Consider the following 13,557-nt stretch of genomic DNA (forward strand, 5'->3'; position numbering starts at 1 on the left):
GATGTTTGAAAACGCCTTGTAAAACACAACCTGGAGATGTAAATCTCATTCGCTGCACTTAGCAGCATGAGCGCAATCCGAACAAATAAAAACAGAGTAAAGGGGACTGAAAAATATGGATCTGTTTTTAAAAGGAAAAAGAGTTCTCGTTACCGGTTCCACATCCGGGATCGGGAAAGCGATTGCCAAGCTGCTTGCTTCCGAAGGGTGTACTGTCCTGATCAATGGGAGAACGGAAGAAAAAGTGCAACAAACCATGCAGGAAATTCGGGCTTCACATCCTCAGGCATCGCTCGAACCGGCCGTGGCAGACCTCAGTTCGGCAACTGGAAGTGATAAGATCACCGGAAAATACCCGGAAATCGATATTTTAATCAACAATATGGGGATCTTTGAGCCCGCAGATTTTTTTGAAACGGCCGATGAGCAATGGCAGAAGATGTTTGAAACCAACATTATGAGCGGAATTCGATTGTCCCGTCACTATCTCAAAGGCATGCTGGAGCGAAATGAAGGAAAAATTCTCTTCATATCCAGTGAAGCAGCCATCATGCCTTCGCCTGAAATGGCCCATTACAGCGCGACGAAAACCATGCAACTGTCGATTTCCCGAAGTCTGGCTGAACTGACAAGAGGAACAAAAGTGACTGTCAATACGGTCATGCCCGGGTCCACGTTAACAGAAGGAGTAGAAGAACACATCAAAAAACTCTACAAGGGAGAATCGATGACATTGGAAGAAGCGGAGCGGCGGTTCATGAGTGAACACCGGCCAAGCTCCTTAATTCAACGACTGATTCGTCCGGAAGAAATCGCGTCTTTTGTCGCTTTCCTTTGCAGTCCCCGATCCTCCGCCATCAATGGTGCTTCGCTCAGAATCGATGGCGGGCTGGTTCACACCATTTTTTAATGAATGAAGTCCACCCCGAAGGCCTGTAAACTTCCGATCACGCAAAATACAAGAAGTTTACGAGCTTCCCCCAAATCAATCACATCTGTCAAATCAATGGCATAAAATTCTTGTTTGCATACGAAGTTTCCCGCTCCGGCGGGGCTTTTTTTATGGTTGTTGGTGAAACCTCTTCCAACTGGCATGGGGTATAATGGAACCAATCCATCATATAAGCTTGGAGGTTCACACAGTGAAACAAATTCCTTTCCAGCAGGTTGATGTGTTTTCGTCCGTTCCGTTCAAAGGAAATCCGGTTGCGGTCATTCTTGACGGCAATGGGCTGTCTGACGAACAAATGCAGTCGATTGCCAATTGGACCAATTTGTCCGAAACCACCTTCGTCTGCGAGCCGACAGATCCCCGGGCTGACTATCGGCTGCGAATTTTCTCCCCCCAAAGCGAACTTCCCTTTGCCGGTCATCCCACGATCGGATCGGCTTATGCCGTGTTGAAGCATGGTTTGAAACCCAAAAACACAGGGCGCCTGATCCAGGAATGCGGCAAAGGTTTAATCTCTATTTTCATGGATGAAAATCGCTTGTTTCTCACTTTGCCCAATCCTGTACTTAAGGAAATCACGAATGTGGATCAGACTGAGCTGGCAAATGCGATCGGCGTCTCTCCGGACTGTGTGCGTGCCAGTGCAATCGTCGATGTGGGAGTGGTGTGGATTACGCTGCAATTAACCGATTCAAACCTGGTCCGTCGCCTGCAACCTCAAATGGAGCGGATTGCTGCGCTGACACCGCCCGGAGCCGCCGGCATAACGGTGTTCGGCCTGACGCCGTCCGGAGAAGAAACGCAGATTGAGGTACGCTCCTTTGCACCGGGTGAAGGCGTTCCGGAAGACCCCGTATGCGGCAGCGGCAATGGTTGTGTGGCTGCTCTCGCAAGGGAATTTAAATTATTGGACAAACCGGGTTACATCGCTTCCCAAGGCCGCTGTGTCGGACGTGACGGCCGGGTTGAAGTGCGATTCCACGATGACGGCACGATTTTGCTGGGAGGACACGCAGTCACATGTATAGAAGGAAAGCTAATCCTATAAAGTATTGCAGGTGAAAAGGATGAGAGTGGCGGTCGGTTCAAAAAACAGTACGAAAGTGGGAGCAGTCGAACAAGCATTCCAAAATCTGAATGCCGTTATTCTGTCTGTATCCGTGCCTTCAGGTGTCTCAAATCAACCCTTATCCGATGAAGAAACCCTTCAAGGCGCGATAAACCGTGCCGAAAATGCCAGAAAAGAGATGGACGCAGACATCGGAGTCGGTTTGGAAGGGGGAGTTGCAGAAACAGCTCACGGCTTATTTCTATGTAATTGGGGAGCACTGACTGACCGGAACGGCATTCGGGTGATGGCGGGCGGAGCCAGGATCAAGCTCCCGGATGAATTTCTCATTCCATTGAAAGAAGGAAAAGAACTAAGCATCATCATGGAGCAGTATACAAAACAAAAGAACATCGGAACCACGTTGGGGGCTGTCGGCGTTTTTACCAACGGATATGTGGAACGTCAGGAAATGTTTCTCCATGTATCAAAATTGCTGATCGGGCAATATTTATTTCAAACCGGGAAAGAACGGCATGAAGACGACATCTGAGGAGGAATCTCAGATCGAGGTCTATTGACAGCAACCTGTATCATCCCCCAAAAGACGGAGAGGTTCATGGTTTTCGATCTTGCCCTCACGCTTTTGGGGCGAGATGTTTCCAAAACTCTATCCAGATGAGCAACAAGAGCGTTTGCCATAACGTCTCCGGAAATGATAAAAAAGGTTCTTACTCGCCGTTTGGTTGCGAAGTAAGAACCTTTATTTTTCGTCTGATCACCACCGGCCATCCCGGCTGTTACAAGATATATTCAAAAAGGCAACTGTCAGCTTCGTAGAAATTCCGTCACCTTTTTATGCTGATCAATCGTCATCTCCTTCAAATAAATCTTCCAGAAAACCATCGCCCTGGTCATCATCATCTCCTTCAAACAGGTCTTCCAAAAACCCATCATTCCGGTCATCATCATCGTCGTCATCGTCATCGTCATCATCTAGCACTTCATTTAAAATCATACCGCCAATCACCCCGGCAGCAAATCCGCCAATCGCTCCAGCCATCCCTGAACCGTGCTTTTCATGGAAGTGATGTTCATGGCCGGGATATTCGTGCCCGTAATGATGGTCATAACTGATATAGTTGGAATTTTGATGATAGACCATTTCATTTAATACGGCTTGCAGATGGTTAACCAGAGACGGAATCGATTGTAACTGATCATTTGAAAGATAAATTTCACGTTTGATCTCTTTCTCATGACCATATGAAAGCAAATCCAATTCGAGCAACAAACGAACACCATCGGGCAAAATTACCGGAACAAACTCTAATTCTTCCACCTGGCCTTGTAAGTAACCTGCCGGGAAAAATTCAAACTCTTGAACATGACCATCAAATTTCCGCGAATCATGCTTCTCCCGAAATCCCAGCTGATCGAGGGCAATTAACACTTGTTGCAGCTTTTGAGGAGGAAGGATTTCAATATAATCACGGTCTGTTTGATCCACCCCACCCTCAATGTCCAATTCAGTATGAAAAAAATACGTCACGTAATTTCCGGAAACCAAGAGATCGTATGGCAGTTGATATTGAAATGGAAACTCCTTGTATTCTCCCGGATGAATGGTAAAGGATTGATAAAATGGGATGGAGGTAACATTCAGGGTATGGTCTGACTCGCCAAAACGAATTACTCCCATCAGCCGGACATCGATTTTATTCACTTTTTGTTCCACTTCTCCGCCGCGGATCGTCAGTTTCCCTTCCACAACATCCCCCAACTGGAACTGATTTCGATCCAATACCAAATCGACTTTAGCGGCCCCCTTGCCAAAACGGGCCATTAATTCCTTGAACATGGTTAATTATCCCCTTCATTATAAAAATCCAGTTCTTTCAACCGCATCCGGAACAAACAAAGATTAGTGAGCCCAACAACCTTTTACATCACTACGGTGACGACCACTGGCTTTTGCAGATGCCTCCGAATAAAAATAAATTAAGTTATCAGGTTTGATATCTTTTACGACATAACAGTCGGCCGGGTGATAAACATCACTATTTTTACTTGCGGCAAATACGTTTCTTGTCGCTTCAGGATGGAAGCCATCTTTCCGGACATATCCATCCCACTGCCAAATTCCCACTTTCTTATTTCGAGCCTGTTGTTCAAATTCCTCGTACTCTTTGGCATATTTTGTATTAGGTTTGTATACATAAGCAACCCGGGCAAAACCGTTTTTCAACAGCTCTTCCTGTACTGATTTGCCATCCGCGTATACATAAGCAAGGAAACGACCATAATTATCCCGAGTCGACTGGTCTTTTTCCAACTCAATTTTTTTGGCATGTTTGATCATCTGTTCGGTAAATTCTTTCGCCTCATCTCCCAGAGGTTGTTTCCCCAAACGATCATTATGCGTTTCAGGGGCATCGACCAACAAGAATCGGACCGTATCTTCTTTTCCTTTCATTCTTACTTTAATCGTGTCCCCATCAATTACTTGTACCGAACTTGCCGGAATTTCCACCTTGTCATCTTTGCTGCATCCACTCAGAAGAAAAATAAGTACGGCAGATAGGAAAATAGATATAATTTTACTACTTCCCTTCCACATATTCAATCCCCTTTCTGCGGTAAATTCATCCAACGATAATTATACTAAACTAACTTTTTTTATGAAAACGATCACTCGATTGTCACATTATTGTCAAAAAAATCTTAAGGGATAGTTTAATTTTAATCAATTCCGCGTTATGCCATCTGAATTCGCCCCATTTCCACCATCCGATTTTTGAGTACAAAGCTGTACGTCTTATATTTAAGGCTGTTCCGAATTATGAAAAGCACCCCTCATTCAAACATAAACCGGAAACAGTCACTCTCAAGAAAATTCAGCGCGGCGTTTAAAAGCGGATGAAAAATCCCCGGAGGTCGTGCTTATTCGGACACATTTCGAGACACGTTTCCAACCATTTTCTATACGTACATGGACACAAATTCGTTACACCTTACGAATAACTATAATGAAGCGCAAACCATAACCATTTCCCAAAAACCAAACACGCTACCTGCAAAGGGTAGCTCTTTTACTATGATTAATCAAACTCTTCCGTGTTGAATCTTATTTCTGACAAATATGTGAATATGCGTAGAAAAGATGTTCCCTCTCCGAATGAATTTGTAGTGATGAAAAAGGAGAGGGAATTTCTATGACCAATCTTAAACCCCGCCTATGGGTTCTGACACTTACCATTTCCTTGATATGCCTGGGAATTGCAAGCGTTTGGACAGAAAATGCAGAAGGAAAGGAACCGGTAAAACCGAAAAAAGCTGAAATAAAATTTAACATCGGTTCCAATACGCTTTCCTATTATCCGTTTCCGATTCGTTCGGCGGAGATCTACCGATTGCCCAAACCGGCGGATTTGATTCCGAAGCACACGGCATTTGATCAAGACGGGATTCCCATGTACCAGGATAAAGAGGGAAAACCCTTATATAATCATCCGGTTCGTCTGGCCAATAACATCATCAATTTCATCACCAGTTACCAAATGACGAAGGATGAACGGTATCTCCGGGAAGCCCAAAAGTACGCGAAGCGTTTGTCGGACATTGCGGTGGAAAAGGATGGAGCCCTTTATTTCCCCTATGATTTCGATGTTTATCTTCATAACATTCCGACGGAGCACCTAAAACCCCGTTGGTATTCAGGAATGGCCCAAGGACAAGCCTTATCTGCTTTTGTCCGCTTATATCAGATCACCCATGATCCCCAATACCGGATCCTCGCAGACAAAACCTATCTCAGTTTCGCGCAGCTGAGATCGAAAAACCATCCCTGGTGGGTGACCATGGCCGACAAAAATGGGCATTACTGGATTGAAGAGTATCCGATGGAGAAACCCACACATGTCTTAAACGGCTTCATCTTTGCCGCCTATGGCTTGTACGACTATTACCAATTGACGAAGAAGGAAGAAGCCAAAGTCCTGTTGCAGGCAGCCATCACGACGGTGTACGACAACATTGATCGTTATCGCGTCCCGGATGATGCCAGTCGCTATGGCCTCAAACTCACCCATCAGTCCATGCACTATCACATGGTTCATATTGAACAGTTGGAGACGTTGTATCAGATGACGGGTGACCCGTATTTTCATCAGATGAGTCAAACCTTCCATCATGATTGGTACGGCTGGCCCGCCAAATTCAAACGGCAGGTAAACAAAGTGAAAACGGCCTTTGAGTGAAAGGGATCATCCTGATAAGGAAGAAAGTGCATAATCTGCTCTGCTGTGTCATCACTGAATCCTCCCGTAACTAAATAAATTAAAGTATGTTATTTTATCACATATTGATAATCAAATTAAAGCATGTTATTTTATTTCTGTACCATTTCTTTGCAAACATAAATATACTTATATATCTCGGTAGGAGGTACACAACATGAGCAAAATTGCTGCACTAGTTACCGACTTATTCGAGGATGTTGAATTCACCGAGCCGGCAAAAGCTTACCAAGATGCCGGACACCAAGTTACCGTGATTGAAGAGAAAAAGGGAAAAACGGTATCCGGCAAACATGGGTACAAATTGTCCGTCGATGCCGGTATTGATGAAGTAAAACCAGAGGATTTTGACGCACTATTCATCCCTGGTGGATTTTCTCCTGACTTGCTGCGTGCTGACGACCGCTTCGTCGCATTTGCAAAGAAATTCATGGATGACAAAAAACCTGTCTTTACCATTTGCCACGGTCCACAGTTATTAATTACAGCCGAAACCTTGAAGGATCGTGACGTAACCGGGTACAAGTCCATCCAAGTGGACCTGAAAAATGCCGGTGCCAACTTCCACGATAAAGAAGTGGTTGTTTGTCAAAACCAGCTGGTGACCAGCCGGACTCCGGATGATATCCCGGCCTTTATCCGTGAATCCTTAAAACTTCTTTAATATGAGACGATCAAGCAGCCTTTAACTACCAGAGGCTGCTTTTCTATTTGAAGTGTTTATTCGTGTCATCAGCGGACGTGGCTTTGATCGATCAGGATTTTACAGAAGATATGGCATAAACAGCGAGCAGATACTTCCTTGTCATTCAAGACAGGGAAGTGTTTTTTTAACTGGCCATAAATCCCCTGGCGTGTAATTGGTTTGCCTTTGTACGGCTTTTTTACTACGTTGCTATTCAAACTTGAATAATCAGCTTCATTAAGTTAAAATACATAGTGTTTTATATTCAAATTTGAATAGATATCGGGAGGTGTTAACCATATCCACTGTTAGATTACTCGTGTTAGGTTCCATTTTGCGAAGAGGAATTAGTCATGGTTATGCAGTTTTAAGTGATATCACTTCTTGGCATGCCGATACTTGGACCAACGTAAAGCCCGGATCTGTTTATCATGCCTTGAACAAGCTCGAATCGCAGGGGATGATAAAGTCCATTAATTCTGAGGTCAATGTAAAACTGGGTCCATCACGAAAGGAATACACCGTAACCAAAAAGGGTGAAACCGAATTTGAAGCATTGCTTGAATCGGCACTTGTAAGCATTGACATTCAGCAGCTTTCAGCGGGAGTTGCTTTTATGGATATGCTACCACGGCAAAAAGTGATTGCTCTCTTACAGCAACGCCGTATTGAAATAGAAAGATCGATTGGTTTCCTGAAGAGTTTGCCAACGGAAGAGCGTCCATCCGAACCTTCCATGCATCCTGAACTTGTAGGCATTTGGGTTGGTTATGTTGAGAATGAATTGGCAACGACAGAAAGAATATTGGCCCATGTACAAGCGGGGAAATATGTGTTCAAATCCGAGGAGGAAAAATGATGAAACAGGTGGATTTTGAAGCATTTCTGATGGGTTTGCCCAATGTTCAACGAGAAGAGAACTTCGGATATTCATTGTTTTTTGTCGGCGACGATCGCAGCCTGCCGTTTACAACCATTATCGATTCAGACAATGACTACGACAATGTTTCCAATCTCAATCGAAAAGATGTATTTCGCCTCAACATAGGAGTAAGCAAAGAGACATTCAACAAGCTCATTACCGGTCCGTTGGACGGGGACATCGATTATTCGGTGCTGAACGTGTTTTTACCGCATCCTCACTATTCACGCCAACATTTTGTGTGCATCCTTAATCCGGACGGAGAGAATGTGGAAAAAACAAAACAACTGATTGCAGAGGCACATTTAATTGCGGAAGAACGGCTTCGGCGTAAAATGGAATCAATTTAGTTATAATTAGATCTCCCCAAGAAATAAAAAACAAGTTCTTTTACAAAAATTTAGTATGCATCAGAACTATTCGCTCTGTTCCCCTGTGTCTTAATGAAAAATTGTTCCGAACAGGTAAAAATGATTCAATTCGGTTTTAGCAGCTTAAATCACCGAATTCTTTCCCTCCCAAAGCGAACCGAAAATGGGCATCATTTTTGTCTTTGCAAATAGCAAGGAGCCGCACTCCTTAAAATGCGGCTCCTATGCGCCATGATTATGAGTAAATCATTAATCATCCGTTCTTGTATATAAATCGTTGATAAAATCAGTAAACGTTTGTCTTACGATTTTAACCCGATTCAAGTTAAATTCTTTTCCGTCGAAAATCTCTGAAAGAGTATCATCTGAAGAAAACCAAATGATAATCGGGTTTTCGTTACCTTGAGGATAATAAAAACAGTAACGTTCCAATGCTGAATCAAACCCGAAAGGCACGATCAATCCCAATTTCTTATACTCTTCTTCGCCTGCATACAATTCCTCTACCTCATCGACTATTTCCTCCAAATCAAAGAAGTCATCAAAATGAAAGGATTCATCATTAATCAGAATATGAACATGTCCACTTTTGGGTCGGCTGTATAGCTTAACCCAATCTTTATAATCTTGTGAAAAGCGTATGCCAATTTTTGCTTCAACCCGGGAAAAAGCCTCTAAAGCTGTTTCTTTATCTCGTTTTATCCATTCTACCATATGTCAATCCCACTTCTTTCCTGCTTACTTATTGTTAATCTGTGCGTTGTACCTCTCATAGGTGATTCCTCCTATGGAAGCGAGTTAAATATTTTATCCAGCTCATTCCAATTGGCCGTGATCCACAGGATCTCATGAACAAAACGCATGGCAGAACCCGGACGCTCTTCCATCTCCGGCCTAATCCATTTGGCTGATTCACGACACCAAAGCAGTTTAAACGCCCGAACCAAATCATTTCCCTGAAAAGCAATATATTCATTGTAACCATTTAAAAAAGCCGAAACGGCATCCAAACGCATTTTGTCTTCTTTCAATGCGCATGACAGAATGGCTCGCGAAAGATCCAGTTCCGGATAGATGACCGTTATCCGATCAAAATCGAGAACGGCCGATACACGATCAGGAGAAAAAAGCAAATTGTCCACGAATAAATCCGAATGGGCCCAACCAACCGGACAATCATGAAAACGATCTAACTCAAGCTGATCGATGATGGTTCTCTGGCTATTAATCGCCTGGAGCACGCGATCCGGACGCTTCTCCAATCGTGCCCTGTCCCAATTCCTGTTCCATGCTTCGCAAATCTTTTCATAACTTGGCTTCCACCCAGGCGGCTGCGCAGGAAGGACTTGCAGTTTTTTGTGCATTTTCCCTGTCACTTTTCCCAGATGATACATTTGATCCATATTCACTTCTCCCGGTTTTACCACTTCTCCTTCACAGTAAGGAGTTAAGCAGTAACACACATCACAATCGGTTTTAATCAAATGGGACTCTTCATATTGAAAGGGTTTGGGACAAGGGATGCCATTCTCTGCAAGGTACGCTTGGATACGAAGGGCTTCTCGTACTCGATCTAATTTCTTGGGAGGATACCTTTCAGGATGATACTGTTTGACAAAAAGCGAACCTTCATCCGTTTCAATTTTCCATTTGAGATTGCGCCAACCGCGGTGAATTTGCCGGCCTGATCGTATCTTCAAGTCAAAGTTTTCCTCAATGCTTTTGAATATCGCTTCTTTTATTTTGTCTACATCCATTTGTGACACGCTCCTTCCACATTAACCCCCATATGACTTTATGAAAACAAGAAAAGAGGGGGGCATTTATAACACACGCCGGACCAATAAGAAAAGTTCCACTCCAGAGATTCCAGGAACTTCTTCACTCCCTCTAAAAAATGATGCCCTTTAAGGCCCATTCCCTCCAACTTGACAATCAAGAAATTACTGTGCTTTAATTTAAAATGAATAAATCATTCATTCAAAAAAGGGTGATGATATGCCACGAACAGAAGAAGCGAATCAACGTCTTCGTGGAGCGCAACGTGAGAAGATACTGGATGGTGCCAGAAAAGCCTTTGCTCGCAAGGGCTGGGCAGCTACCATGGCTGACGTTGCCGATGCTGCCGGAGTCAGTCAAGGGCTGCCCTATCGATATTTTGCCAACAAGGAGGCAATCTTCAACGAACTGATCGAACAGACCATGCAATCCGCCATTGCGACACTGGAACGCATTCTGGAAATGCCTGGTACACCGGGAGAACGCCTTCACTTTCTGATTTCTAGGATATTGGAATACCGACGCGAACGCCTCGAGTTCTATCAGCTTTTTCAGATGTTTCATGATGAAGCGACGCCGGACCATCTCCGTGAACTTATGCGCAAGCAAAGCCAGACCTTCCAAGACGTGATGAGGCAACTGATCGTCGAGGGCCAGGCTTCCGGAGAACTCGCAAAAGGCGATCCGGACCAACTGGTGCTGGCTGTTATTGCATGTCTCAACGGTTTGTCCAACTTGGCTTTGCGCAGCCCTGAGAAATTTAAAAATCATTTTCCTGATACTGAGATTATCCTGCGGATGCTCAAGCCATAGTAAGCCGCTTTTTTTCCTATGGCATTGCGGGAGTGCGTTGTTGAATTGTCCCGGTCGCGGGCATGTTTACCCGGCACTGGCCTCGGCCCGGAAACCGGTCAAGCGCACTGTCCCGCCTGCATGGGATTTTCAATCCCTGCCAACGATAAATCGGGCAATTACGCTCATTTTATGAATGAATTATTTATTCATAAAGAAATAAGGGAGTGAATTTAGTGCACTCAGAAAAAGAAAGAAAACAACGTCTTCAACAGACCAAAAAAAAATTAATTCGCAGTCTTTTTTTCAACCTGCTTCTTCCGTGTTTCGTGTATATGGTGTTACGCCCGCATTTTACGACAGATACTGCACCACTTGCCATTAGTACGATCATTCCGGTGATCAAAACCATGGTTCAATGGATATGGCAACACCGAGTTGATTGGATAGGTGTAATAAGTACTTTTATTCTATCAATCGCACTCGTAATATCGTTTATCTCCGGAAGAAATTCATTACCAATTAAGCTTGTCCACCCGGCTGTATTTGGCATCATAGGCTTAATTTTCATCATTTCCGTACTTGCAAAAAAACCATTGCTGCTAATTATATTTAGGGCTATAGGGCAGCAAAACAAAGAACACTACAACAATCCAGTGGTGCACAAAAAAATAACCGTGATGACTGCATTGGTTGGTGGAGTTTCTTTCATCGGATCAATAATACACATTGTTATGGCTATTGTATTGCCAACCGGTTCCTTTTTGGTAATGTCAAATATGGTTAGTGTCGGAGCAATTGCAATTCTGATTGTGGGTGCAAAATTCATTGTTTCAAAAATTAAATAGCATTGACAGTTTTCATCTGGATAAGCCTGATTAATCTCCGGATGCGATCAAGTCCAAAAGTGACCTCAGTCAGAAAAAGTCGGCGTTCAACTTATGCGTGTGATTTTTGGCTGAGGTTTTTTATTGGATTTTCGCTACTCCCAGTACTCGGTCACGTCCAAGAACTTTCTGCCTCTGGCCCATTTTACAGACTCACCGGTCACTCAAATGTGGTCAAGCGGCCATTCAGTCCAAATCGCGAAAATGAGCCCATAATCATCTTCAAGTTAAATGTAACTGTTGTTCTAATTTAGTACCTTCTTTGTACCAGGTCTTCCCATGTCTTATCACGGAGATCTTCTGGGATCCATTCCAATTCAGGATATGGAAATTCATGATACTCAAAAATCTCTTTTGGGCAAAGCTTATCGTTTATTTCGATTTTAATTCCTCTGTATTGAGCCAACCAACCCAATCCGGCCACAGCATTGTCATAAAATTTGCCTAATATGTCTTCTTGCTTGATTCTTTTCTTATGTCGTCTCAATATTTGCTTCAAACCATCATGAACCTTTTCCTGATCCTGGTCCAAGATTCCCTCCAAGACAGCCATTCTTTGCTCCATATCCACTTTTTGATATCGATGCAATCGAAAACGGGAGAGTGCTTCCAAATGAGCCCGCGCTTTGTTGTCTGTCCATTTTCGGGATTCAGGTCGTTTATCTTGAAATCCTCCTCTTCCCCCCGCCAACCCAGCAAATGCGCTAAGGAAACAATCAACTCCGGATTTTGGCTGATCAAGGCTGAATATAAATCGCCATAATAATTGGCAGTCCCTTTGAAACAGTTTTCCCCCTTTACATAGCGAGGATGGCTTGGAACGTTCAACGGTTCAGCGAGAACATACAATTCAAAATATCTTCCAGCCTTGTATAATTGTTGTTTATAGCCGATTACATCGTTCTCCAATATTAATTTTTTTATCGCAATGGTATAACACAGATAGGAGAGATGATCTAATATCATCCAATTACCCAGGGAATTATCCTTGACTAAATTTTCCACATCAAACTGATATGCTTCCTCATGTTCACAAACGACATCTTTAAACCACTGTCTAACATCCAAAGACATAATTCCCTCCTATTTCGACAGGAATGGTTTTCTGGTAATAAGGGGTTTGTCCCTCGTTTTTAGCAAATTCCTTTGATTAGTCCTCCTTGTAACGAATCCGTATTTTTATGTAAACTCAATATTCTTCCCAATGCAACTCCGGATTCCGTTTACCCGTCTTATAAAAATACTCAAAAGCCTTAATAACCTCTTCTTGTTTGACACAATGTTTGGCCAGCTGTACATCCCGGATCGTTAATTCATACTCTTTATCTGCTGATTCTTCCGGGTTGATCAGACAATACCCTGAACCATCTTCACAATAGTATTCGACTTTATATCTCTTCTCTCCATTAATCACATCCCCACCACCACATAACAAAGAAGCCCCTTCATCATCTGCCGGATCCAATACAAAGTTGGTGATGGTTTTTCCATCCATTTGTTGTATCACTTCATGGATTCGATCCCAATCGGGATTGTGCACTAAATGATTCATGTGTTCAATACACAGCTCCCATTTCATTATTGATATCCCTTCTTTTTGGAAACGGTATCTACCACCGGATAACGCGGCACACTTTTACCCGAAATGATCAGTCACCGCTTAAAGAAAACGGTGGCAACGGTTGACCTGAATGAATGTGCAAAACAGTATATCCATCAGATGCTGTTACCGCCGGTCTATAATTGACCCAGGATCGCCGAAAAAGAATTGACCCACTCCCCGTCGAATAAATCCCCTTCGAATAATACCGCCAAATTTCTTC

Annotated in this window: 16 protein-coding genes; 9 read left to right on the forward strand and 7 right to left on the reverse strand. The window is 43.4% G+C overall.

Translation table 11 applies throughout. The features are described 5' to 3' along the window. The first annotated feature begins 115 nt into the window (after window positions 1–115). From I8U18_RS16085 to I8U18_RS16095, 3 genes are all read left to right on the forward strand, one after another. On the forward strand, window positions 116–910 hold the full coding sequence (locus tag I8U18_RS16085; protein WP_033100005.1) for an SDR family NAD(P)-dependent oxidoreductase: 795 nt from the start codon (window positions 116–118) through the stop codon (window positions 908–910). 232 nt (window positions 911–1,142) lie between these two features. Then, window positions 1,143–2,000 carry a PhzF family phenazine biosynthesis protein gene (locus tag I8U18_RS16090; protein WP_370589265.1) on the forward strand — a complete coding sequence of 286 codons (858 nt, stop codon included), beginning with the start codon at window positions 1,143–1,145 and terminating at the stop codon, window positions 1,998–2,000. 19 nt (window positions 2,001–2,019) lie between these two features. Next, a complete protein-coding gene (locus I8U18_RS16095; protein ID WP_198056471.1) occupies window positions 2,020–2,553 on the forward strand; it encodes a DUF84 family protein in 534 nt (177 codons plus the stop codon). 312 nt (window positions 2,554–2,865) lie between these two features. Here I8U18_RS16095 and I8U18_RS16100 read toward each other — a convergent pair whose 3' ends face one another. Next, window positions 2,866–3,861, reverse strand: a complete 996-nt coding sequence (locus I8U18_RS16100; protein ID WP_198056472.1) for a sporulation protein — start codon at window positions 3,859–3,861, stop codon at window positions 2,866–2,868. Window positions 3,862–3,924: 63 nt separating this feature from the next. After that, complete coding sequence (locus I8U18_RS16105) at window positions 3,925–4,620, reverse strand: thermonuclease family protein (protein WP_081943720.1); 696 nt, start codon at window positions 4,618–4,620, stop codon at window positions 3,925–3,927. A gap of 595 nt (window positions 4,621–5,215) precedes the next feature. Between I8U18_RS16105 and I8U18_RS16110 the strand changes: the two genes are divergently transcribed. From I8U18_RS16110 to I8U18_RS16125, 4 genes are all read left to right on the forward strand, one after another. Further along, window positions 5,216–6,259, forward strand: a complete 1,044-nt coding sequence (locus I8U18_RS16110; RefSeq protein WP_033100000.1) for a D-glucuronyl C5-epimerase family protein — start codon at window positions 5,216–5,218, stop codon at window positions 6,257–6,259. A 196-nt stretch (window positions 6,260–6,455) separates the two neighbouring features. Next, window positions 6,456–6,962, forward strand: a complete 507-nt coding sequence (locus tag I8U18_RS16115) for a type 1 glutamine amidotransferase domain-containing protein (protein ID WP_033099999.1) — start codon at window positions 6,456–6,458, stop codon at window positions 6,960–6,962. Window positions 6,963–7,272: 310 nt separating this feature from the next. Then, window positions 7,273–7,842, forward strand: a complete 570-nt coding sequence (locus tag I8U18_RS16120; protein ID WP_160173811.1) for a PadR family transcriptional regulator — start codon at window positions 7,273–7,275, stop codon at window positions 7,840–7,842. Then, window positions 7,842–8,255 (forward strand): DUF6194 family protein, encoded by a 414-nt coding sequence (locus tag I8U18_RS16125; protein WP_052154009.1) that lies wholly within the window; start codon window positions 7,842–7,844, stop codon window positions 8,253–8,255. The genes I8U18_RS16120 and I8U18_RS16125 overlap by 1 nt, the downstream gene beginning before the upstream one ends. A 270-nt stretch (window positions 8,256–8,525) precedes the next feature. Here the strand turns inward: I8U18_RS16125 and I8U18_RS16130 are convergent, their stop codons facing one another. Then, complete coding sequence (locus I8U18_RS16130) at window positions 8,526–8,990, reverse strand: SMI1/KNR4 family protein (RefSeq protein WP_198056475.1); 465 nt, start codon at window positions 8,988–8,990, stop codon at window positions 8,526–8,528. A gap of 71 nt (window positions 8,991–9,061) precedes the next feature. Further along, window positions 9,062–10,033, reverse strand: a complete 972-nt coding sequence (locus I8U18_RS16135; protein WP_198056476.1) for a phosphotransferase — start codon at window positions 10,031–10,033, stop codon at window positions 9,062–9,064. A 241-nt stretch (window positions 10,034–10,274) separates the two neighbouring features. Here I8U18_RS16135 and I8U18_RS16140 point away from each other — a divergent pair, with 241 nt between their 5' ends. Both I8U18_RS16140 and I8U18_RS16145 read left to right on the forward strand, forming a co-directional pair. Further along, window positions 10,275–10,868 (forward strand): TetR/AcrR family transcriptional regulator, encoded by a 594-nt coding sequence (locus I8U18_RS16140; RefSeq protein WP_198065049.1) that lies wholly within the window; start codon window positions 10,275–10,277, stop codon window positions 10,866–10,868. A 215-nt stretch (window positions 10,869–11,083) separates the two neighbouring features. Next, window positions 11,084–11,695 (forward strand): VC0807 family protein, encoded by a 612-nt coding sequence (locus I8U18_RS16145; RefSeq protein ID WP_198065050.1) that lies wholly within the window; start codon window positions 11,084–11,086, stop codon window positions 11,693–11,695. Window positions 11,696–11,984: 289 nt separating this feature from the next. On the opposite strand, the gene I8U18_RS16150 is transcribed toward I8U18_RS16145, so the two are convergent. The 3 genes from I8U18_RS16150 to I8U18_RS16160 form a co-directional block, all read right to left on the reverse strand. Then, on the reverse strand, window positions 11,985–12,266 hold the full coding sequence (locus I8U18_RS16150) for a hypothetical protein (protein ID WP_198065051.1): 282 nt from the start codon (window positions 12,264–12,266) through the stop codon (window positions 11,985–11,987). Continuing rightward, the gene (locus tag I8U18_RS16155) at window positions 12,230–12,808 is read right to left on the reverse strand and encodes a hypothetical protein (RefSeq protein WP_198065052.1); all 579 of its coding nucleotides are present in this window, start codon (window positions 12,806–12,808) and stop codon (window positions 12,230–12,232) included. The genes I8U18_RS16150 and I8U18_RS16155 overlap by 37 nt, the downstream gene beginning before the upstream one ends. Window positions 12,809–12,923: 115 nt before the next feature. Then, the gene (locus I8U18_RS16160) at window positions 12,924–13,313 is read right to left on the reverse strand and encodes a hypothetical protein (RefSeq protein ID WP_198065053.1); all 390 of its coding nucleotides are present in this window, start codon (window positions 13,311–13,313) and stop codon (window positions 12,924–12,926) included. Window positions 13,314–13,557 lie beyond the last annotated feature (244 nt).

This window comes from Thermoactinomyces sp. CICC 10522, assembly GCF_016055075.1.
Classification (GTDB): Bacteria; Bacillota; Bacilli; order Thermoactinomycetales; family Thermoactinomycetaceae; genus Thermoactinomyces_A; species Thermoactinomyces_A daqus.

Coding starts and splice junctions, on each gene's coding strand:
- I8U18_RS16105 (WP_081943720.1), bottom strand. CDS start 4,620: ATGTGGAAGGGAAGTAGTAAAATTATATCTATTTTCCTATCTGCCGTA.
- I8U18_RS16140 (WP_198065049.1), top strand. CDS start 10,275: ATGCCACGAACAGAAGAAGCGAATCAACGTCTTCGTGGAGCGCAACGT.
- I8U18_RS16160 (WP_198065053.1), bottom strand. CDS start 13,313: ATGAAATGGGAGCTGTGTATTGAACACATGAATCATTTAGTGCACAAT.
- I8U18_RS16130 (WP_198056475.1), bottom strand. CDS start 8,990: ATGGTAGAATGGATAAAACGAGATAAAGAAACAGCTTTAGAGGCTTTT.
- I8U18_RS16100 (WP_198056472.1), bottom strand. CDS start 3,861: ATGTTCAAGGAATTAATGGCCCGTTTTGGCAAGGGGGCCGCTAAAGTC.
- I8U18_RS16115 (WP_033099999.1), top strand. CDS start 6,456: ATGAGCAAAATTGCTGCACTAGTTACCGACTTATTCGAGGATGTTGAA.
- I8U18_RS16135 (WP_198056476.1), bottom strand. CDS start 10,033: ATGGATGTAGACAAAATAAAAGAAGCGATATTCAAAAGCATTGAGGAA.
- I8U18_RS16085 (WP_033100005.1), top strand. CDS start 116: ATGGATCTGTTTTTAAAAGGAAAAAGAGTTCTCGTTACCGGTTCCACA.
- I8U18_RS16125 (WP_052154009.1), top strand. CDS start 7,842: ATGAAACAGGTGGATTTTGAAGCATTTCTGATGGGTTTGCCCAATGTT.
- I8U18_RS16095 (WP_198056471.1), top strand. CDS start 2,020: ATGAGAGTGGCGGTCGGTTCAAAAAACAGTACGAAAGTGGGAGCAGTC.
- I8U18_RS16155 (WP_198065052.1), bottom strand. CDS start 12,808: ATGTCTTTGGATGTTAGACAGTGGTTTAAAGATGTCGTTTGTGAACAT.
- I8U18_RS16110 (WP_033100000.1), top strand. CDS start 5,216: ATGACCAATCTTAAACCCCGCCTATGGGTTCTGACACTTACCATTTCC.